The organism is Cysteiniphilum marinum (assembly GCF_014857925.1).
Classification (GTDB): Bacteria; Pseudomonadota; Gammaproteobacteria; order Francisellales; family Francisellaceae; genus Caedibacter; species Caedibacter marinus.
Map to the genome: position 1 here is coordinate 1 of NZ_JACYVZ010000006.1, position 21,975 is coordinate 21,975.

Consider the following 21,975-nt stretch of genomic DNA (forward strand, 5'->3'; position numbering starts at 1 on the left):
GTAAATATGTGGGTCATTACAGGCAAATCAGATAGTCTATGCTAGCAGAAAAAGTGTAAAGTATGAAATACTATTTTAAAATAGGAAATTTAAGCAACTTTACCTCTCAGCGAACGATCCTTAGTACTAGGCCTAAATAAATGTAACTTATGCTACTTGTCTAGTTTGATAACCAATCCTGCAATTAAAATACTCACAGCTGCTAGATAAAGGGGTAGTAGTAAGTAGAATGTTGTAAATAAACCAAGAGTAAAAGCATTAATCGCCCAAGCAATACCAAAAACAGAAGTGGTGCCGCCCATGATGGCACCCTGCTCATGGCTCTCAACTTTGCTGGCAATCACTGATAATAAAGCGGTATAGAAGATGATCTCTAATAACGCGCCAATAAATGCGCTGATAACCATCGAGCTTGGACTTAAGAAAAATGTACAAAGTGCAATTAATATCGCAATAATGACACCACTTAATAGCATCGCAAGGTGATTATTAAGGCGCTTAAGCACAACGTTTTGAAAGTAAAGTGTTGAAAATGCAAAGCCTAAACTCATCACTATAAAAACAAAGCCAATACTTGCTGGTTCAAACTGGAATGCTTGTGCTAACACCAATGGCAATCCTTGGGCGTAATAGCCCCAACCGATTTGCAACATCAAAAAGGCCAATGCAAGTATCTTGACGCGCTTGTCGCTAAACATCACTTTAAAACTAAAGATAAGGCTTATCAACTTAAGTTTTTGCTCTTTGATACGATTGGTGTAGGTTTCAGGTAGCAAGAAACAAACACTTAATAGATTGATTACGGAAAGTCCTGCACCGAACCAAAATGGTAGTGTGATTGCTTGGTATTCCGTTTGCGATAATAGGCCAACAGCTGTTGTTATAAGTGGTCCAAAGACAAAGCCAATAGAGGCAGAAAGCGTGATTAAACTTAGGTTTTTAACGCGGTTTTGCTCGTTAGAAATATCTAAAATAACTGCTTGCGCAATACTAAAACTGCCACCAAAAAATCCGCAAACAAAGCGGCTTAACATGAAAATGCTTAATGAGCCTAATGCTAAGGAGGTCACGGATAATAGATAGGCAATAATCGTGCCTGCTAGTGAGGCGATAATCATCAGTTTACGCCCATATTTATCAGAGAGTCTGCCGATAATCGCGCTACCAATGAAGATCCCCAAAGGCCATACTGCCATGGATAGACCATAATAAAAATTGCGTAGCGAATCAGTTGTGCCAAGCCCAAAAAATGGGCTTTGTTTTGACATCATGATTTCAGGAATGACGGGGAAAACAAGTCCCACACCCATGACATCAATAACAATCGTCAACATCAAAATGGCGACTAATAGGCGGTTATTAACCGGTTTCATTGGTAACTCCAAATATTCAAAGATTTATTCAAGCGGCGAAGTGTATCACTTCTTATATAATTAGCGAGCCACTTTAGAGTGTTGGCAGATAAACTACAATTAAAATGATCGATTTTTTAAGCCTTCATGTGTTTTCTGGCAACCGTTAAGGCAATCAAAGAAATAATGGCGGCAAAGGAAATATAAACACCAGGAATCCATGTAATTGTCGTTGTGTTAATGAGATAGATGACAAACAATGCTGCACTACCACCAAAAATTCCAAAGCCTATATTGTAACTGATCGATAACGCGGTATAACGCGCATTGACTGTGAATAAGTGACTAAGCATACCCATTACAGGACCAATAAAAGCAGCCCCTACAATGGCAAAGATAATTTGTGCCAGAATGAAAATCGAAGTGTGTAGTGACATTAGCCAGTAGAGTAACGGTGAGAGAAAAAACAAAATAACTGCAGCTGTTGCCATGACCTTATAAAAGCCAACTTGATCAGCAACATAGCCCCAAAAAACGGTGAAAACAGATAGGATGATCATGCCAATGGCATTGATTTCAAGTGCGTGACTTAGCTCAATATTAAGGTAAGTATGCGCATAGGTTGGCATAAAGATAAATAGCTGATAGACGATTAATGGCGTTAGCCAACAAATAAAAATACCAAGTAGCATGCCAAATTTTTGTGTTTTAAATGCTTCAATAATTGGGTTCTTTGGTAGGGCATTGTGTGCTTTGAGCTTTTTAAACTGTGGGGTTTCGCTGGTATGCGTTTTAAGATAATAGCCTAAGATGGCAACAAAGATGCCTAAGATAAAAGGGATGCGCCATCCCCAGCTCGCAAGTTGTTTATCACTTAAAATAGCCGTTAATAATGCGCCAACTGCTGATGCCAGTAGCATGCCAACAAATGCGCCAGTAAAGGTAATGCCAGCACCTAGGTAACGGCGGTTACTGCCTATATGCTCATTGATAAAAACGGCAGATCCCGTGAATTGCCCGCCAACACTTAAGCCTTGGAGCATACGCACAAGAATAAGCACAATGGGTGCGATAACGCCAATGTGCTCATAGGTTGGCATGATGCCCATGATGACAGTCGGTAAGCCAATTAAAATAACAGCAATAGAGACAGTCTTTTGTCGTCCATATTTATCGCCAAAGTAACCAAAAACAAGTGCACCTAATGGCCGCATCAAAAAGCCTGCAGCAAAGGCACCATAAACAGCTAAAACGGAAACAAGCTGATTGTCAGAAGGGAAAAACAAGGGTGCTAAAAAAGGGGCGCAAAAGGCATAAACAACAAATTCATACCATTCTGAAACGCTTCCACAGAAGCTGGCAACAATATTTTTCGTGCGCGAAATTTCTTTTTCTTTGGGTGAGGCTTGAGAAAGAGGTTGTGATGACATGATGGCAATCTCCTTTGCTTGCGATGCATTTAGATACAATAAAATACACTTTTTTACGTTATTATAGAACAAAATAGCAATTGAGCTACGCTTAAACTGTGCAAAGGGAAAAACAATTCGCAGCTGAGTCAGGCTTGTGTTAGAATATCGACTACTTTAACGCCAATCAAATAAAATTTTCTGTAATGGAAGTAAATAGCTATAAAACACAATTAAAAGAGATGTCATTGCGCTTGGATACACTTCGGGGGTATCTTTGACTTTGCCCATAAGAAAGAGCGTTTAGACGAAGTATTAATGGAGTTGGAAAATCCAGAGATTTGGAATGATCCAGAGAATGCGCAAACGTTAGGTAAAGAAAAAACAGCCCTTGAGGTGGTTGTTAATAATGTCATAACCCTAGATAAGGGAATTACTGATGCGCTAGAGATGATTGAGTTTGCGCAAGAAGCTGATGATGAGAGTATCTTACAAGAGGTTATCACTGAAATTGATCATTTGGAATCTGCGTTAGCCAAGCTTGAGTTTATGCGTATGTTTAATAATCCAATGGATCCAAATGATGCGTTCTTGGATGTGCAATCCGGCTCAGGAGGCACTGAAGCGCAAGATTGGGCGCAAATGCTTATGCGTATGTATCTACGTTGGGGCGAGGCGCATGGCTTGAAAACTGAGCTTATTGAAGTGTCAGATGGTGATGTTGCGGGTATTAAGAGCTGCACGATTCGTTTTGAAGGTGAGTATGCCTATGGTTGGCTTCGGACTGAGACGGGTGTGCATCGTTTGGTGCGTAAGTCACCGTTTGACTCCGGTAACCGACGTCATACGTCATTTGCATCGGTTTTTGTATCCCCCGAGGTGAGTGATGATATTGAGATCAAGATTAACCCTGCAGATTTGCGCATTGATACGTATCGCGCATCAGGCGCTGGTGGGCAGCATGTCAACCGTACAGATTCAGCAGTAAGAATTACGCATGAACCATCAGGTATTGTCGTGCAATGTCAGAATGATCGCTCTCAACATAAAAACAAAGATCAAGCAATGAAGCAGCTAAAATCAAAGCTGTATGAACTAGAGATGCACAAACGCAATGCTGAAAAACAAGCGCTTGAGGAGTCTAAATCAGATATCGGTTGGGGCAGCCAAATTCGTTCTTATGTACTTGATCAATCAAGAATTAAGGACCTAAGAACCTCTGTAGAGAATACCAATACACAGGCAGTGCTTGACGGTGATTTGGATAAATTTATCGAAGCTAGCTTGAAAATGGGTTTGTGAGTGGTATATACCGTAGGGGTGTACTGCATATAATATAGCGCAGGGGCATATTGAAAATTATGTAGCGTAGGGGCGTATCGAATACGCCCTTAAATAAAAGATTAAAATAAAAATAAAAAATTGGAATAACAGCCATGACAGAACAAGTTCAAGATCAAGTGATGACAAAAGAAGAAGCGCAAATCGAAGAAAATAATCAGATTCAAGTGCGCAAAGAAAAGCTTAAAGAACATACCGAATCAAATAATGGTATTGCTTTTGCTAATGATTTCAAACCCAATGCCGCAGCAGCATGTTTGCAAGCACGATATGGCAAGATCGAAAAAGCAGAGTTAGAAGCGTTGGCAGATAAGCCAACGGTAAAAATTGCCGGACGCATTATGCTCAAGCGTGTTATGGGTAAAGCATCTTTTATCACGCTTCAGGATATGTCAGGTCGTATTCAAGCGTATATTCGCAAAAATGATTTAGCTGAAGGCGAGTATGATCGCTTTAACGCACATTGGGATTTGGGTGATATCGTTGGTGTTGAAGGGACATTATTTAAGACCAATACCGGTGAGTTATCGGTGCATGCAACGAGCATTAAGTTATTAACTAAGTCGATCCGCCCATTGCCTGATAAGTTTCATGGGTTGTCTGATCAAGAAACGCGTTATCGCCAACGCTATGTTGATCTGATGACTAACAGTGAGAGTCGTAAAGTTTTCCAGACGCGCTCTAAAATGATTCAATTTATTCGTCGTTATTTTGATGAACATCGTTTTATGGAAGTCGAAACGCCAATGATGCATGTGATTCCAGGAGGTGCCTCAGCAAAACCTTTTGCAACGCATCACAATGCGCTAGATATGCCGCTTTATTTGCGTATTGCGCCTGAGCTTTACTTAAAGCGTTTGGTTGTTGGTGGTTTTGATCGCGTCTATGAGATTAATCGTAACTTCAGAAATGAAGGTTTATCAACGCGTCACAATCCTGAATTTACCATGATTGAGTTTTATCAAGCTTATGCTGACTATAAAGATTTGATGGATTTAACCGAAGATTTATTGCGTAAGATGGCTGAAGATGTGCTAGGTACTACCGACATTCATTATCAAGGTCAAGACTATGATTTAGCACAACCTTTTGTGCGTATGAGTATGTTTGATTCGATTTTACATTTTAATCAAGAGATCACTAAAGAGCAGTTGGCAGACTTTGACCAAGCGATAGCAATCGCTAAAAAGCTAGGCATTAAAGTGGAATCACACTATGGCTTAGGCAAGCTACAAACAGAGATTTTTGAAGAAACTGTTGAGCATCGTTTGATTCAACCAACCTTTATTACCGAATATCCGGCCGAGGTATCACCATTGGCGCGTCGCAATGATAATAATCCTTTTATTACTGATCGTTTTGAGTTCTTTATCGGCGGGCGTGAAATTGCCAATGGTTTCTCTGAGTTAAATGATGCAGAAGATCAGGCTGAGCGCTTTAAAGCACAAGTAGCCGCGAAAGATGCAGGGGACGATGAAGCGATGTTTTATGATGCGGATTATATCCGTGCTTTAGAGTATGGCTTAGCACCAACTGCAGGGGAAGGTATTGGCATCGATAGATTGGTTATGTTTTTCACCAATAGCGCATCGATTCGTGATGTGATCTTATTCCCGCATATGCGCCCTGAATAGCACCAAGTTTAAGAGGTGATGTTATGACGGTAGCAGAAAAATGGGAAACACAAGGGATTGCAAAGGGTGTGCAACAAGGTATGCAGCAAGGAGCGCGTTTGAAAGCAGAAGAAACTGCATGCAAAATGTTGCGTAAAGGCTATGCGATTGATGATGTTTGTGAAATAACAGACCTTGATCAAAAAGATGTTATTGAACTAAAGGAGCGCATCAAAAATACACGTCATTGATCTGTTCGTGAGCCGTTTCCATTTGCTGCCAGCTTCTTATTTCCCACTTATTATCACGAGCTAATAATGCTAATTTAGGATCTGGATTCACGCAAACTGCTTTATCAACAAGCTTTAATAATGGCGCATCATTAATTGAATCAGAGTAGAAAATGCTTTGCTCAAATGTCGTGGGTTTTTTTTGCAGCCATTGTTGATAGTAGTGAACTTTGCCGATACCAAAACTTAATGGTTCGATAACGCCACCCGTGAGTTTGCCATTTTCTTTGACACTTTGTACACCGATAATATTTTCTTGATCAAATCCAAGCAAAAGACCAATGGGGTGCACTAAATCAATCAAGCTTGCGGATATTAATAAAATCTGATCGCCCTTTGCTACATGCTTCTTAATTGCTTGGTGAGCTTCAGGGTAAGTGAAGTTCTTGACAATAAAGTGGGCAAAGTCTTTTAATGTGCTTTGTAATGAGCTTTCACTGTGTCCAATCAGAGGTTGTAAGACAAAGTGACAAAACCCGAGCATATCGACTTCACCGGCATGATAGGCGCGATCATAGGCTTCTTTGGTTGCCATAAAGGTTTTAGGGTTGTTTACAAGCTTGTGATTACATAGATACTTAGCCCATTCGTTGGAGCAGTCAACAGAAATAAGTGTGTGATCAAGATCAAAAATAGCGATATTAGGCATTGTATTTGGCATAGTATTATGGTGAGTTTGTGGATATGATGATAAGCGTTGTAAGCTTTGTCAATTGAAAATCAATGAGGGGTATTATGAAGTTAATAAATAAATGTACAGTGGCTATAACCTTGCCGTTAGTTGCACTGATGAGCTTTGCAAATACTGATAATTTTAAGGCGCTTGAACAACAATATGGTGGGCAATTGGCAATTAGTGCCATTGACACATCGAATGATCAAGCTGTTGATTATCATGCGGATAAACACATGCCAATGTGCAGTACATTTAAGCTGATGCTTGTTGCGGCAATATTAAAAAAGAGTGCTAATGAGCCTAAATTGCTTGAAAAGAAGATTGAGTATACACAAAAAGATATGGTCAATGCATACTCCCCATATACCCAAAAAAATCTGGGTAAAGGCATGACCGTTAGTGCATTATGTCATGCAGCAATGTTAAGCGATAACACAGCGGCAAACCTACTATTAAAGCAATTGGGCGGTCTGGATAAATTAAACCAATTTGCGCGAAGCATTGGTGATACAACCTTCAGGTTAGATCGCCATGAGCCTTATTTAAATACTGCCATCCCAGGAGATAAAAGAGATACAACAACAGCAAAAGCCATGTCAAAAAGTCTGGATAAAATTGTATTGGGTAATATTCTTCCTGCTATGCAGCGTGATTTATTGATCAAATGGATGCAAACAAATACCACGGGGGATAAGCGCATAAAAGCAGGTGTTAATAAATCTTGGATCGTTGGTGATAAGACCGGCACGGGTGATTATGGTACAACGAATGATATTGGTGTGATATGGCCAAACAAATGCAAACCGATTGTAATTAGTGTTTTCTATACACAGGATAAGCAAGATGCCAAAGCACAAGATGTTGTGATCCAAAAAGCAACTAACCTTGCTATGGCTGAGCTTGGTAAAACTAATTCCTGCTTAGATCAGACTGTTTAATGAGAACGCAGTATCACTTTAGAGAGTCCGCTAAAGGACAGCTTTTAATTTGGGATGTTAAAAAGCTTGTTAAAGAATCACAGCACCTAAAAGCAATATCGATTAAAGTGGATCAAGTTAAAGAGCTAGCTCAGTGTTATTGGTATGAATTTGGTGAAGAAAAACCAACGTGCTTGAGTATTATTGAGCATATGAAGCTTATTCAAGATGCTGATTTGAGTTATCCTATTTTGCTGTGTGCCGATGGGCAAATTATGGATGGCATGCATCGGGTATGCAAAGCCAAGTTAGAAAATAGGAAGACCATTGATGCTATTCAATTTGAAGTGACACCTGAACCGGATTTTATCGATATAGACCCAAAGGACTTGGTTTATTAACAGGGGATAGGCCAAAAAGATATGGAAATCCTTGGCTGAATCAGTGGTTTCGCGCATAATAAGTGCCAATATTTTGCAGGAACAAAGGATCGATATGTCTCATACTATAAAATCTAAAGCAGCCGTTGCTTGGCAAGCCAATAAACCCCTCTCAATCGAAACTATTGATGTATTACCACCACAAAAAGGGGAAGTACGCATTAAGATAAATGCCTCTGGTGTTTGTCACACGGATAAATTCACATTATCTGGCGAGGATCCTGAAGCTGTGTTTCCATGTGTTTTAGGGCATGAAGGTGCGGGGGTTGTTGAATCAATCGGTGAGGGAGTAACCTCTGTTGCCGTGGGTGATCATGTGATCCCTTTATATACACCTGAATGCGGTACGTGTAAGTTTTGCCTTTCAGGCAAGACCAACCTATGTCAGAAAATTCGTATAACACAAGGCCAAGGTTTAATGCCTGATGGCACAACACGTTTTTTTAAAGACGGCCAACCCATTTATCACTATATGGGGTGTTCTACTTTTTCTGAGTATACTGTGTTGCCTGAGATATCCGTTGCTAAAATTGATAAACAAGCACCTTTGGAAAAGGTATGTTTACTTGGTTGTGGCGTAACAACGGGAATGGGGGCGGTCAAAAATACTGCCAAAGTTGAAAAAGGTGCAACTGTCGCTGTCTTTGGCTTAGGTGGTATTGGGTTAGCTGTGATTATTGGTGCAAAGATGGCTCAAGCAAAACGTATTATTGCCATCGATATTAATGAAGATAAATTTCCTTTAGCGCAAAAGCTTGGTGCAACTGAGTGTATTAATCCTAAGCATCATAAGCGCCCAATCCAAGAGGTGATTGTGGAGATGACCGAAGGTGGTGTTGACTACTCATTTGAATGCATCGGTAATGTTGATGTTATGCGAAGTGCGCTAGAATGCGCACATAAAGGATGGGGTGAGTCAATTATTATCGGTGTTGCCGGTCAAGGCAAAGAGATTACTACTCGTCCTTTTCAGTTGGTTACTGGTCGTGTGTGGAAAGGCAGCGCATTTGGTGGTGTCAAAGGGCGCTCGGAATTACCACAATATGTAAATGATTATCTAAAGGGAAAATTTGCGCTAGAAGACTTTATTACCCATACCATGCCAATTGAAGAGATTAATCAAGCCTTTGAATTAATGGCGAAAGGTGAAAGCATTCGTAGCGTGGTTGAGTTCTAGAATGGCAGGTGTTCAACATATCGAAGTAGATGCTGATCGCGAAGGTCAACGTATTGATAATTTTCTGATTGGACAGTTTAGCAAACTACCTAAATCCTTGATATATCGCTGGATTCGTAAAGGAGATTTACGTGTCAATAAGAAGCGCATTAAACAAACTTATCGTGTTAAGCCAGGTGATATCGTGCGTGTTCCACCCTTTATCCTTGAGGAAGAAGCGCCCGCTAAGGTAAGTGATGATCATTTAGTCTTTCTTGAATCACTCATTTTATTTGAGAATGCGGATTATATGATTATTAATAAGCCTTCTGGTATTGCCGTTCATGGTGGCTCAGGCGTTAACTCAGGGTTAATAGAGCGCTTGCGTCAACTGCGTCCTCAAGCTAAAAAACTTGAGTTGGCACATCGCTTAGATAAAGAGACCTCGGGGTGTATGATCATTGCCAAAAAATACAGCATCTTGACCTATTTTCATGAAGCGTTGAAAAAACGCGAAGTGCAAAAGACTTATCACGCCCTAGTGCACGGCAGTTGGTCAAATAAAGTCAAACAGATTGATTTGCCATTAAAGCGCCACTTACTGCCACATGGTGAACGCATGGTGCGTGTTGATAAAAAAGAAGGCAAAGACGCATTAACCAGTGTTAGAATCTTGCAAAAATTGGATCAATACACTTTGGTCGAAGCAATGCCACACACTGGTAGAACACATCAGATTCGCGTGCATCTTGCGGCATATAATTGCCCAATTGTATGTGATAAAAAATACGGTATTGCCGATAAAGATCAAGTATTGATAAAGAAAGGCTTTAATCGCCTATTTTTACATTCTGCCAATTTATCGTTTAAGGATCCCAAAACGGGTGAAGATATGCATTTTGAGGCGCCATATGATCGTGATTGCATAACAATGCTCACATCATTTTTAAAATAATTATAATATAAAACTAAAGCCCCCAAAGCCTTCTGATTTTGTTGTTTTTTTAAATGCTTAGGTCGACAGCTATTATAAATGATCTATTCTTACCTTGAGCGACGTAGACTTTAGTTGCACTGAGATCACATTTAACAGGAACAAACGATAAGATATAAATAAGGTCTCCGGCGATATCGCTCGTGAATTATTTTGCGCGTTATAGTAATGGCGTTTCAGCTTACAAGATTCAACCTGCTTGATGATTGTGTTACAATCTGTTCATTCTTTTTTGCGGTATGACAGCATGGATAAAATCACAATTAAAGGTGCGAAAACGCATAATCTTAAAAATATCGATTTAGAGATTCCTCGCGATAAATTAACGGTTATTACAGGTTTAAGTGGCTCAGGTAAATCATCATTGGCATTTGACACACTTTATGCTGAAGGGCAGCGGCGTTATGTGGAGTCATTATCAAGTTATGCTAGACAGTTTTTATCCTTGATGGATAAACCCGAGGTTGAACATATTGAAGGCTTGTCCCCTGCGATTTCCATTGAGCAGAAAACTACCTCGCATAACCCCCGCTCAACAGTAGGGACAGTCACTGAAATCTATGATTACTTGCGTGTGTTATTTGCACGTATTGGTGAGCCGATGTGCCCTGTGCATAAGGTTGAGCTAAAGGCGCAAACGATTAGTCAGATGGTCGATCATACGTTGAGCTTTGATGATGAGGAAAAACTTATGATTGTCGCTCCCGTGATTGTTGATAAAAAGGGTGAGCACATCCAGTTGATGGAAAAGCTCTATGCTGAAGGATATTTGCGTGCGCGTATTAATGGTGAACTATATGAGTTAAGCGATCCGCCTAAATTGGATCGTTATAAAAAGCATACGATTGAAGTGGTAGTTGATCGTTTTAAACCACAAAAGAAAAACCAGCAGCGTTTAGCAGAGTCTTTTGAAACAGCATTAGATTTATCAGCAGGTATTGCTAAGCTCGTATTTTTAGATGGTGAGCAAGATGATATTATCTTTTCATCGAAACATGCCTGTCCACATTGCAATTACTCGCTTAAGGAATTGGCACCGAGAATTTTTTCATTCAATAGCCCAATTGGTGCTTGCCCAAGCTGTGATGGTTTGGGGACCAAAGCATACTTTGATGCGGATAAGATTATTATTGATGATAACTTAAGTTTAAACCAAGGAGCGCTACATGGCTGGGATAAGCGTAATGGCTATTACTTTGCGCAATTAGAGGCGTTGGCTCGGCATTTTAATTTTTCATTGGATACCCCGTTTAATAAGCTCACCGATGCGCAAAAAGAATTAGTGCTTAATGGTTCAGGAAAAACTGAGATTAATATTTACTTTAAAAGCTCAGGTGGTAGAGAATATCGAGCACAGAAACCATTTGAGGGCGTATTGGCAAATTTTGAGCGTCGTTATAAAGAAACTGACTCAAACATGATTCGTGAAGAATTAAGTAAACTGATGAGTAATTTACCATGCCCAAGTTGCAATGAAACGCGTTTAAATGAAGGGGCACGTAATGTGTTTATTGCCGGCAAAAATATCGCGCAATTAACGGCTCTGTCGATAAAAGATAGTGTTAAATGGTTAGATAATTTGAGTCTTACAGGTCAAAAGCACGTGATTGCTGAGCGCTTGCTCAAAGAAATTCTCGCGCGTTTGGGCTTCTTAGTTAATGTTGGCTTGGATTATTTAAATCTATCGCGTCAAGCCGACACACTCTCAGGTGGTGAGGCGCAACGTATTCGCTTAGCCAGTCAAATTGGTGCAGGCTTGGTTGGCGTGATGTATATTCTCGATGAACCATCGATTGGACTACATCAACGTGATAATCAAAAGCTATTAGACACCTTGCATCATTTACGTGATTTAGGTAATACGGTGATTGTGGTCGAGCATGATGAGGACGCGATTAAACAAGCCGATCATATTATTGATATAGGGCCTGGTGCTGGCATTCATGGCGGGCAAATCGTTGCTGAAGGGCGATTGAGTGAAATCATTGATAATGAAAAATCATTAACGGCAGATTATCTCTCCAAGCGCAAACAGATTACCATTAATGGCAAGAAGTTAAAGCCAAAAAAAGGGCAATATGTTGAGATCTATGGTGCTAAAGGCAATAACCTGCAAAATGTTAATTTAAAAATTCCTTTGGGCTTATTAACTTGTGTCACCGGTGTGTCTGGCTCAGGTAAGTCAACCTTGATTAATCGCACACTTTATCCCTTAGCGGCAAAGCTTCTTAATAAAAACAATAGCATCACAGCGCAAGCCTATGATAAACACAAAGGTTTTGAGCTACTGGATAAGGTTATCGATATCGATCAAAGCCCGATTGGGCGCACACCGCGCTCAAATCCTGCAACCTATACCGGTGTTTTTACACCCATTCGTGAATTATTTGCAGCAACCGCTGAATCGCGTTCACGTGGCTATCAGGTGGGACGTTTTAGCTTTAATGTCAAAGGTGGGCGTTGTGAAGCATGCCAAGGTGATGGTGTATTAAAAGTTGAGATGCACTTCTTGCCGGATGTTTATGTGCCATGTGATGTCTGTCAGGGCAAACGTTACAATCGTGAAACGTTAGAGATTCAATACAAGGGCAAAAACATTAGCGAAGTGCTTGATATGAGTATTGAGGAAGCTTTAGAGTTTTTCTCGGCGGTACCACAAATAAAACGTCGCTTACAAACCTTAATGGATGTTGGCTTGTCGTATATTACTTTGGGGCAAAATGCGACCACCTTGTCAGGTGGTGAAGCGCAAAGGGTTAAATTAGCTAAAGAGTTATCAAAAACCGCAACCGGTAAGACCTTGTATATTCTTGATGAACCGACGACCGGACTGCATTTTCATGATATTCAGCAATTGCTCAATGTCATTATGCGTTTGCGTGAGCAAGGCAATAGCATTGTTATTATCGAGCATAACTTAGATGTAATTAAAGTGGCAGATTGGATTATTGATCTGGGTCCTGAAGGGGGTGATGGCGGTGGTCAAATTATTGCCGAAGGTGCACCAGCAAGCATTGCTAAAAATGCGCAGTCGCACACGGGTAGATTTTTAAAGATGATGCTGTAATATCCAAAGGGGGGAGGGTATGTTAAGACGTATAATCATTTTATTGGTGACATTAGTGGTTATTTTTTCAGTGTATATTCCGTGGTTTAAGGCAGGTAAACATAACAAAGTAACGCATAAAACTGTGATGTCTAGCATCTATTCAGCTAGTGATTTAAAGCAGTATTTGCATGGTTAATGACAAAAATATCAGGTGAATTTAAAACTCACTAAAATATAGACCTCTAATAGCAATTTATCAAATGACTGTTATACTATGTATAACTTAAATGGTTGGAGTCTATCATGCATACAAACGCAAAAATTCTCAAATGGGGAAATAGTCTTGGGATTAGATTATCAGGCGCGCTTAGAGATTTAACGGACTTTAAGGCTGGAATGATTGTTGATGTTGAAATAAAGGCAGATGGTTTATTCATACGCAAAGCTAAACAAAAAACGATTTTGCCATTTTCTGAGTCATCATTAATTGATGGCTTAGATGAAAGCAGTCACAAAGATTTAATAGTTAAGCCTCAAGGCAATGAATGGCATGACTAAGCAGTATATTCCAGAGCGAAATGATATTGTCTGGCTTGACTTTGAGCCAACAAAAGGCAAGGAAATTGGCAAATATCGCCCTGCTTTTGTCTTATCATCCAAAGAATATAATTCAAAAACAGCGACACTTATTTGCTGCCCAGTGAGCACATCTATTCGTGGCGGAGCTACTGAAGTCTCCATTAATAATATTGATAACCCATCTGTTGTCGCATCATCAATTGTACAAACATTATCATGGAAAGAGCGCAAATGCCGATTCATTGCTAAAGCAGAAAAAGGTGTGTTTAAAGACGTGATTCTTAGATTATTGCCTTTAATTGGTGCCGAAGAAATAATAGATGATCTTTTAAACAGTAGATGAGCCAATCAAAGCTAGCGCAGATTGGCACCAATTGAAGCTAAACGTTTTTTCAAACTTGGGTGGGTGGAAAACATATCATCCATGCCGCCTGCGGCAAACTTACTACTGGCTGGATCATAAAGATAAGAGGCGCGACGCATACGTTCATTACTATTGTGCGCATAGCTTTGTGCAGTTTGCGGTTCATTATGATTTTGACTGATTTTAATCAGCGCATTCGCCATCGGCTTGTTATCACGCATCAGCTCAACGGCACCAGCGTCTGCCATATACTCACGTGTGCGACTTAAGAATAGCACCATCATACTGGTAATAATTGGCAATATGAAACGTAATAACATAATCACCATAAAGATAATTGCCATCGCATTGCCGCCATTGTTGTTATCGCGACGATTGCGATTGCCACCAAAAAGTGTTGAATAGAATAAAAACTCAATCATAAACATCAGCATATTCGATAGCACGACGGTAAATAGATTAAGCTTAATATCTTGATTACGAATATGGGTTAACTCGTGTGCCATTACCGCTTGCAGCTCATCGCGATTTAAACGATTAGCAAGTGCGCGTGTGACCGCAACCATAGAGGATTTTTCAGAGAAGCCTGAAGCAAAGGCATTCATATAATCGGCTTCAATCAAATATACTTTTGGCATATAGGGCATATTTGCAGCAATTTTCATCTCTTCAGTAACATTATAAATGCGCTGACAAAGTGGATCAGGATCATTTGCGCTAATCTCGCGATACTGGGTTCCTGCGAGCATGATTTTGTCATAGTAACTAAAGGTTGCCATTAGCCAAATAAATGCAATTATAGTGGATATGATCGTTGCCCATGGTGTGAGTTTTAAGGTCGCCACAAGGTAAGCAATATCACCAAAACTTAAACGATATCCAGCATAAGTCATCATGCCGCCATATTGACCATAGCGCCAAACAAGATCGATTAAAAAACCAAGGGCAAAAAAGATAATTAAAAATAAGGCGATAACGGTATACGATTTACGCGTGTTTTTCTTAACGACTTCACGCCAATCAACACCGTTGATATCAATTGCTGCCATGGCTTATAACTCAACGCGACTATCTTCAAGCACTTGACGTTTTTCATCACTGACTTGCCAGTAGATAAAGTCCTCATCAAGCTTGCTTTTAAACATATTAACCACAACACCTGCGATCATTGATTTTTTATGAGCATTGTATTTTTCAATGCTATCGTTAAAAGCTTGCTTTGAAAACGCCAGTTTATTTTCGGTAGAGGTGATTTCTTCTTGCAATTGCATGACATTTTGATTGGCTTTTAAATCAGGATAATTTTCAAACTGAACATTCAAACCACCGGCGATTTTTGAGATTTCATTTTCAGCCGCCATACGCGTTTCAGAGTCCCCTTTTTCCTTGGCATGTATTGCCTGATTTCTTAAGGCGGTGACATCTTTTAATGTCGTTTGCTCATAATCCATATATTTTTTAACAACACTAATGAGTGAGTCAAAGACTTTAGCGCGACGATCCAATTGGACGTCAATTTGGCGTTCAGAGTTTTTAACGGCCTCAATTTCAGCAATAAGACTGTTGTAAGTCATCAAGACATAGCCAAAAATCAAAGCGAGAATAACAACGATAATAATGAGGGTAACCATGGTTTTAGCTCCTAAATTTATTGATTACTAAATTATCAAACAGTATTAATTTGCCACGTATGTTGCTGGCATTCAAGCGTATTGTGTTTCATAATGACAGCATTTTTAAGCTTAAGTGTAATATAGATTGGGAAAAATGCTTGATTTAGTGATTGTTGAACCAAAACAAAAAGCGACACATACGGTGATATGGTTGCATGGTTTAGGTGCCGATGGACATGATTTTGAGGCGATTGTGCCAGAATTGAATTTGCCAGTTGATGCAGGTGTGCGTTTTATTTTCCCGCATGCGCCTGTGCAGCCAGTGACGATTAATATGGGCATGGAAATGCGTGCTTGGTATGACATAAAACGCATTGATGATATAAAACGTGATGTGGACTGTAAAGGAATTGAAGATTCGTTAAATGCGCTAGATGAGATCATTAAATCACAGCTTAGTGACGGCATTGCTACTGAGAATATTATTATTGCAGGTTTTTCTCAAGGTGGAGCGATTGCTGCCTTAACAGGACTTACGATGCCTTACTCATTTGCCGGCATTGTGCTGTTATCAACTTATTTGCCAGATTGGGATCATTTTAAAACAAAGCTTAATAATGCTAATCAGCAAACACCGTTTTTTATAGGGCATGGCAGTCATGACCCAGTGGTACCATTTGTAGCTGGTCAAATGCTTAAAACTAAGCTTGAGGAATTAGGTATAAAACACGAGTTCCATGACTATCCAATGGAGCATAGCGTATGTATGCCAGAGATTCATGATATTAGCCATTTTATTCAATTATGTTATGGGCTGATCAATGATACAGCCAGATAAATTAGATAAATTAGATAAATTAGATAAATTGATTATTGCTTCGCGTGATAGCCAGCTAGCATTATGGCAGAGCCGTTACGTCAAGAAATTGTTAGAGCAAACACACCCTGGATTGATCTGTGAGATTATCACGATGAAAACACAAGGCGATAAGATCCTTGATTGTCCATTGAATCAAATTGGTGGTAAAGCGCTTTTCATGAAAGAGCTTGAAGTGGCAATGACGAAGGGACGTGCAGATATCGCCGTTCATTCGTTGAAAGATGTTCCGTATGAGTTGCCTGAGGGTTTTGCCTTGGATGCTTTCTGCCAACGTGAGAACCCACAAGATGCTTTTGTATCAAATACTTTTTCTAGTATTGATGATTTGCCACAAGGTGCGATTGTTGGCACATCAAGTTTAAGACGCAAAGCGCAGCTATTAGCCTATCGATCAGATTTAGATATTCGTGATTTGCGTGGCAATGTGCAAACACGGCTCAAAAAACTCGATGAAGGTTTGTATGGTGCCATCATTTTGGCAGCAGCTGGATTAATTCGCTTAGATCTAAGCGCTCGTATCAAAAGTTTGATTGATACTGAGATCTCATTGCCTGCGGTTGGGCAGGGGATTGTAGTCGTTGAATATCTAGCACAAAATAATAGGATCAAAGCGCTATTAAATGCTATTGATAACGAAGATGCTAGAGTATGCGCCTTGGCAGAACGTAGTTTTAATGAGGCATTACAGGGCGGGTGTCATGTGCCAATTGCCGCATTCTGTGAGAAAGGGATGGAAGGTTTGCAGTTAACGGCAATGGTTGCCAGCAGTGACGGTAAAGAGATCATGCGCGAGACTTTAAATGGCAATGATGCAGTTGATCTTGGTAAGGCATTAGCGCGAAAGATGGTTGAAAAGGGTGCAAAAGTTATATTGCAACAGTGATTTGATAAATCGCTTCTTTTGAATGATGTCAAGCATTCTCACAATTGCCTCGCACCCTGAGCTAAGTCGAAGGGCGACGTAGAGATAATAAATGGCTTCGACTGAAGCTCAGCCAACGTTATATAATGATGGCAATGATGAAAAATAAGTTGTATCAGTTATTGCCTGCCCCTTCGGGGGAGAGGTTGTGCAGCTTACGTTGTGCGGAGGTGAGGGGGATCACAACGCAAATTTTTTCTTATGCATTAGATAGCAATTTAAAGAAAAATTGACTTCTCAATAAAACGTAGTAATCCAAAAAAGCTCTCTTGAAAAGGTCGTCTTTTATAGTTGCTATAGGGGCTCATAACTAGAATTGGAAAGCTGCCAGCCAAAATGCAGGCAAGGCATCCAGTAAGTAGTCGATCATCAACAAGGGCAAGTTCATGCGCTTTGCATTGTGCGAGTTCTTGAATTTTTAATAAGCCATCGGGATAAGGCTTTTTAGCAACACCATCGATAAAGCGGATATTAGGGAAATGTGTAGCAAAATACTGGGCGCGCTCAGCAGTTGGCATATTGGAAAGAATAAAAATATTATGCTCACTATATTTGTCGGTTAGCGAGTTAAGCCAATTGAGAATTTTTTCATCTGGTAAGGGTTGGCCATGTGGCGCAAGTACGCCATCAAAATCAAGCGCAATATAACGAATACCTGATTTCTTAAGTTTTTCAGGATTCAACTGTGTGACCTTTTCTACTTGATGTTTGCGCTGGGCAATCGCTTTTATTTTTTTACGTTGATACCAGCTCATTTTAATCGTAAAACTAAATCGTCCCATTAAACCTATATTCCTGATGTGTTATTGGTGTTGTTTTGTTTATCTTCTTGTATTGCAAGCGCTTGCTTATATAGGGCATTTTTTTTGCCTTGGGTAAGCTCTACTGCGATGCTGACGGCTTTTTTAATTGGCAGTTCCTCAAGCAATAGGCTAAGCAGTTTATGTTCATCAACAATAGTATCTTCTTTTTCATCTGCCTTAATGCCTTCGATTAAGATAACAAATTCACCCTTTGTTAATGAAGAATCTTTTGCAAAATCAGCCAAAATATCACAAGCGGTCCCATGAAAGAAACGCTCAAATTGTTTGGTGAGTTCTTTAGCAACAACCAATGTGTGACTTGGTAATGTAGCTTGAATATCCGTGAGTGTGGCAATAATTCGATGTGTTGACTCATAAAAGGCTGTTGTGATCGTTGATTTTTCAATACTTTGTAAAATCTTTTTGCGAGCTGACGACTTAGCAGGTAAGAAACCTTTAAATTGAAAACCATCGGTCGCGATGCCTGCTGCGGATAAGGCGGTAATCAGAGCGCTAGCGCCAGGTAATGGTACTACGGGATAACCTTGTTCACGCAGCATTTTCACCAAATAAAAACCAGGATCACTAATCAATGGCGTGCCGGCGTCACTAACTAAAGCCACTATTTTTTGATCGTTTAAATGCTCGATTAATAAATCAATACGTGCCTGCTCGTTATGCTCATGACAGGAGATAATTACCGGTGGCTTAATCGCATATTGCTCTAACAATTTGCGCGTGACACGCGTATCTTCAGCAAAGATGACCTCAGCTTGTTTTAACGCATCTAAAGCACGCAACGTAATATCCTGTAAATTGCCAATTGGTGTTGCCACAACATATAACACGCCGCGTTCAATCTGATTTTTCATCGCAACATACTCACTAAATGGGCGATATCACCTGCCCCTTGCACAAGTACCACATCATGCGCTGTGGCAAGTTCATTAATAAGGGTTTTAGCTTCTTTATTATTATCAACATAAAAGCATTGCGGATGTTTGTTTGTTAATGCATTAAATAAATCCAATGCATGCGCACCATCAATCGGGTCTTCACTGGCGGCATAACTGCGCATTAGAATCACAATATTCGCATTGTTTAAACAATCGATAAATTCATGAAATAAATCGCGCGTCCGTGTATAGCGGTGTGGCTGATAGATGTGGATAAGGCGCTGATGTGGAAACTGTTGGGCAATGGCATCCAGTGTACTTTGAATCTCAACCGGATGATGACCATAGTCATCAATGAGTTCGATCGAATGATTGTTAATAGAGGTTTGATAATGATTAAAGCGACGATAAATACCTTTAAAGCTTAATAGTGCTTGTTTAATCGTATTCTCGGCAATGCCAAACTTAAGACAAAGTGCAATCGCAGCAAGCGCATTTTCAGCATTGTGCTTACCAGGCAGTGTGCTTATAAAGTCGTTATAGCTCTTATCTGTGATGGTAATATCAAACTTTGCGTGTCGCTTTGTTTGTTGGAAGTGCGTAATTTGAATATCCATATCATCGTTTAAACCATAATGTAGAACACTTAGCTTCTGTGTTTTTATCTTCTCTGTGAGTTGATAAGCGCTGCCACTATCACTACCAATAAGAATCTCGCCGCACACAACATCAGCTAAAGCAAAATCAGCAAAGCTTTGAATAAGTGCTGTAATCTCATGCTGATAGGTTTGCATGTGATCAAGATCAACATTACTGATAATCATATGCTTAGGGTGTATCTTAACAAATGAAGCATCACTTTCATCGGCCTCAATAATCATATAAGGTGAGTCACTAGCATGTGCGTGATGTGTGAAGTTATTAGCAAGACCACCATTAATAAAACTTGGATCAAGTCCTGCTTCATGCATGATATGTGCCAAAAGACTAGTGATCGTTGTTTTGCCATGCGTGCCAGTAATGGCAATAAGCTCAGCATAGTCCTTGCTTAAAAAGGCTAAGAATTCAGCACGATGATAAATTTGTATGTTTTGGCTTAATGCTTTTTGATATTCAGGATTATCTTCACGCATGGCTGAGGTATAAATCACTGCATCAGCATCGGTTAAGTTCTTAGCATCATGCCCAAATGTGATACGCGCACCCATTGTAGTGAGCTTTGATGTGAGCTCTGATGATTGCAAATCAGAGCCAGATACACGATAGCCTTTTTGTAAGCAAAATATCGCAAGCGCTGACATACCCATGCCGCCAATGCCGATAAAGTGATAATGTGCTGTTTTTTGTGTTGTTGTCACGATGATTATTTGTTATGGCAAATCAATACTGCTAAGTAGTTTAATATAACTGGAGATAAAAATATTGAGGAATTTGGTTTTATTGTGCATCTGGTTTTTCGGTGTAGCGTTGAGCCAACACGACGGGTAACAAAAAGCAGAAGATAAATCCAGGACCAATATCTAAAATCCACGAGTTAACCAAGCAGCCAATGGCAAAGGCAATGATAAGAATACGTGTGTTATTGCGCATCATCATTGGCATGTCTTTTGCGTAGTAAAAAGAAGCAAGTAATAAAAGGATGAACGCAGTAACTGCCCAGATACCCGACTGCATCGCAAAGTAGACATATTGGTTGTGTGGGTTATTGATCACACGATAATATTTCTTGTCATGTGATGGTATCTCACTATTAATAAAATGTGCACTGCACTGTGTTTGTGCACCTGTGCCACAACCATAGAAAATACGCTGTGGCTTATGTTCAAAAATTCCCAAAGCAGTGTGATAGAAACCTAGACGAATACCAGCGGAAGTGTTAGTGTTTGTACCATTATAATAGCTAATGGTGCTGTTGTAGGCTTCATCAATACGCATCTTGAAGTTTGGCGAGAAATGGTAAAATGCGGCAAAAACACTTGGGACAATGACAATAGCAGCAATTAAACCTTTCCAGCGGAATTTCATAAAAAAGCCAACTGCCAATACGGAAAACTCGATTAAATAACCAGTACGACTCGTGTTTAAGCCAAGCTCAGCACAAATAATAATAATGCCGAGAATCAGAAAAAGAATCCGTTGCTTTTTGCTGTGAGTTGTTAACGCCATTGAAAAGAGCATAAATGCAGAAATGGCAAAGATAAAGCCGGTCACAAAGTGTGACTGTGCTGCCGGAAAAGTCGGTCCACTAAAGACAATGGCATTTTCAGGACTTAAGAAGTAATAATTCACGAAAATAGCAATGACATTGAGTATCACACCAATAAAAAATGCCAATAAGAGCTTATTAATAATCTCAGGGTTTTTATAGCAGACATAGGCGATAATCCAAATAATTAGGAGTTTGTAAAATTTGCCAACCCAACCAATGGACTCATTAAATGGCAGCGTTGAATACAAGCAACTAATCAAAGCCAATAAAATTAATGCAATTGCTGGCCATATATAAAAGCGCTTTATTAGCGCCAGTTTGGCGCGATAGTCACCGCTGATGATAAATAATAGTAGTAAACATACAGCAAAGATGCTGGTGAGTGCTGTAGAGACTGTCATGACGAGCCCTAGTCCAAAGGCGAAAAAAAGATAAGCTTTATTCAGAAAGTCGTAGTTTTGATGTGACGGGG

22 protein-coding genes are annotated in these 21,975 nt (G+C 39.9%); 13 read left to right on the top strand and 9 right to left on the bottom strand.

Going from position 1 to position 21,975, the window contains the following annotated elements; translation table 11 throughout:
• Positions 1–152 precede the first annotated feature (152 nt).
• Both IE867_RS04795 and IE867_RS04800 read right to left on the bottom strand, forming a co-directional pair.
• Positions 153–1,373: an MFS transporter gene (locus IE867_RS04795; RefSeq protein WP_192483644.1), complete on the bottom strand. Its 1,221-nt coding sequence runs from the start codon at positions 1,371–1,373 to the stop codon at positions 153–155.
• 116 nt (positions 1,374–1,489) lie between these two features.
• Positions 1,490–2,782: an MFS transporter gene (locus IE867_RS04800; RefSeq protein ID WP_192483645.1), complete on the bottom strand. Its 1,293-nt coding sequence runs from the start codon at positions 2,780–2,782 to the stop codon at positions 1,490–1,492.
• Positions 2,783–2,967: 185 nt separating this feature from the next.
• Between IE867_RS04800 and prfB the strand changes: the two genes are divergently transcribed.
• The 3 genes from prfB to IE867_RS04815 all read left to right on the top strand — a co-directional run bounded on the left by prfB (position 2,968) and on the right by IE867_RS04815 (position 5,966).
• Positions 2,968–4,063 (top strand): peptide chain release factor 2 gene (gene prfB, locus IE867_RS04805; RefSeq protein WP_192483646.1). Its coding sequence is split into 2 segments (ribosomal slippage): positions 2,968–3,039 and positions 3,041–4,063, totalling 1,095 coding nucleotides; the frame shifts between segments, so codons are not numbered across the junction.
• 134 nt (positions 4,064–4,197) lie between these two features.
• A complete protein-coding gene (lysS, locus tag IE867_RS04810) occupies positions 4,198–5,736 on the top strand; it encodes a lysine--tRNA ligase (RefSeq protein ID WP_192483647.1) in 1,539 nt (512 codons plus the stop codon).
• 23 nt (positions 5,737–5,759) lie between these two features.
• Positions 5,760–5,966: an RpnC/YadD family protein gene (locus IE867_RS04815; RefSeq protein ID WP_192483648.1), complete on the top strand. Its 207-nt coding sequence runs from the start codon at positions 5,760–5,762 to the stop codon at positions 5,964–5,966.
• Here the strand turns inward: IE867_RS04815 and IE867_RS04820 are convergent.
• On the bottom strand, positions 5,947–6,666 hold the full coding sequence (locus IE867_RS04820) for an HAD family hydrolase (protein WP_192483649.1): 720 nt from the start codon (positions 6,664–6,666) through the stop codon (positions 5,947–5,949). The two genes, IE867_RS04815 and IE867_RS04820, sit on opposite strands and share 20 nt — an antisense overlap.
• 74 nt (positions 6,667–6,740) lie before the next feature.
• Between IE867_RS04820 and bla the strand changes: the two genes are divergently transcribed.
• From bla to IE867_RS04860, 8 genes are all read left to right on the top strand, one after another.
• Positions 6,741–7,619: a class A beta-lactamase gene (gene bla / locus IE867_RS04825; protein WP_203249886.1), complete on the top strand. Its 879-nt coding sequence runs from the start codon at positions 6,741–6,743 to the stop codon at positions 7,617–7,619.
• Entirely contained in the window at positions 7,619–7,999 is a 381-nt protein-coding gene (locus tag IE867_RS04830) for a hypothetical protein (protein ID WP_192483651.1), read from the top strand. The genes bla and IE867_RS04830 overlap by 1 nt, the downstream gene beginning before the upstream one ends.
• A gap of 94 nt (positions 8,000–8,093) precedes the next feature.
• A complete protein-coding gene (locus IE867_RS04835; RefSeq protein WP_203249887.1) occupies positions 8,094–9,215 on the top strand; it encodes an S-(hydroxymethyl)glutathione dehydrogenase/class III alcohol dehydrogenase in 1,122 nt (373 codons plus the stop codon).
• A 1-nt stretch (position 9,216) separates the two neighbouring features.
• Positions 9,217–10,149, top strand: a complete 933-nt coding sequence (locus IE867_RS04840) for an RluA family pseudouridine synthase (RefSeq protein WP_192483652.1) — start codon at positions 9,217–9,219, stop codon at positions 10,147–10,149.
• A 286-nt stretch (positions 10,150–10,435) separates the two neighbouring features.
• Positions 10,436–13,255 (top strand): excinuclease ABC subunit UvrA, encoded by a 2,820-nt coding sequence (gene uvrA, locus IE867_RS04845; protein WP_192483653.1) that lies wholly within the window; start codon positions 10,436–10,438, stop codon positions 13,253–13,255.
• A gap of 19 nt (positions 13,256–13,274) precedes the next feature.
• Positions 13,275–13,433, top strand: a complete 159-nt coding sequence (locus tag IE867_RS04850; protein ID WP_192483654.1) for a hypothetical protein — start codon at positions 13,275–13,277, stop codon at positions 13,431–13,433.
• Positions 13,434–13,540: 107 nt separating this feature from the next.
• Positions 13,541–13,795: an AbrB/MazE/SpoVT family DNA-binding domain-containing protein gene (locus IE867_RS04855; protein WP_192483655.1), complete on the top strand. Its 255-nt coding sequence runs from the start codon at positions 13,541–13,543 to the stop codon at positions 13,793–13,795.
• Positions 13,788–14,159: a type II toxin-antitoxin system PemK/MazF family toxin gene (locus IE867_RS04860; RefSeq protein WP_192483656.1), complete on the top strand. Its 372-nt coding sequence runs from the start codon at positions 13,788–13,790 to the stop codon at positions 14,157–14,159. The genes IE867_RS04855 and IE867_RS04860 overlap by 8 nt, the downstream gene beginning before the upstream one ends.
• 11 nt (positions 14,160–14,170) lie before the next feature.
• Here IE867_RS04860 and htpX read toward each other — a convergent pair whose 3' ends face one another.
• Both htpX and IE867_RS04870 read right to left on the bottom strand, forming a co-directional pair.
• A complete protein-coding gene (gene htpX, locus IE867_RS04865) occupies positions 14,171–15,229 on the bottom strand; it encodes a zinc metalloprotease HtpX (protein WP_192483657.1) in 1,059 nt (352 codons plus the stop codon).
• Between the two features lie 3 nt (positions 15,230–15,232).
• Positions 15,233–15,811, bottom strand: coding sequence for a LemA family protein (locus IE867_RS04870; protein ID WP_192483658.1), 579 nt, complete (start codon positions 15,809–15,811; stop codon positions 15,233–15,235).
• Between the two features lie 136 nt (positions 15,812–15,947).
• Between IE867_RS04870 and IE867_RS04875 the strand changes: the two genes are divergently transcribed.
• Entirely contained in the window at positions 15,948–16,631 is a 684-nt protein-coding gene (locus IE867_RS04875; protein ID WP_192483659.1) for an alpha/beta hydrolase, read from the top strand.
• Entirely contained in the window at positions 16,615–17,556 is a 942-nt protein-coding gene (gene hemC, locus IE867_RS04880) for a hydroxymethylbilane synthase (RefSeq protein ID WP_192483660.1), read from the top strand. Before IE867_RS04875 ends, hemC begins: the two co-directional genes overlap by 17 nt.
• Positions 17,557–17,813: 257 nt before the next feature.
• Here hemC and IE867_RS04885 read toward each other — a convergent pair whose 3' ends face one another.
• From IE867_RS04885 to IE867_RS04900, 4 genes are all read right to left on the bottom strand, one after another.
• On the bottom strand, positions 17,814–18,377 hold the full coding sequence (locus tag IE867_RS04885) for a YqeG family HAD IIIA-type phosphatase (protein ID WP_192483661.1): 564 nt from the start codon (positions 18,375–18,377) through the stop codon (positions 17,814–17,816).
• A gap of 5 nt (positions 18,378–18,382) precedes the next feature.
• Positions 18,383–19,270 (bottom strand): 16S rRNA (cytidine(1402)-2'-O)-methyltransferase, encoded by an 888-nt coding sequence (gene rsmI / locus IE867_RS04890; RefSeq protein ID WP_192483662.1) that lies wholly within the window; start codon positions 19,268–19,270, stop codon positions 18,383–18,385.
• Entirely contained in the window at positions 19,267–20,652 is a 1,386-nt protein-coding gene (gene murC / locus IE867_RS04895; RefSeq protein WP_192483663.1) for a UDP-N-acetylmuramate--L-alanine ligase, read from the bottom strand. Before murC ends, rsmI begins: the two co-directional genes overlap by 4 nt.
• Positions 20,653–20,731: 79 nt before the next feature.
• Positions 20,732–21,904, bottom strand: a complete 1,173-nt coding sequence (locus IE867_RS04900; RefSeq protein WP_192483664.1) for an O-antigen ligase family protein — start codon at positions 21,902–21,904, stop codon at positions 20,732–20,734.
• Positions 21,905–21,975 lie beyond the last annotated feature (71 nt).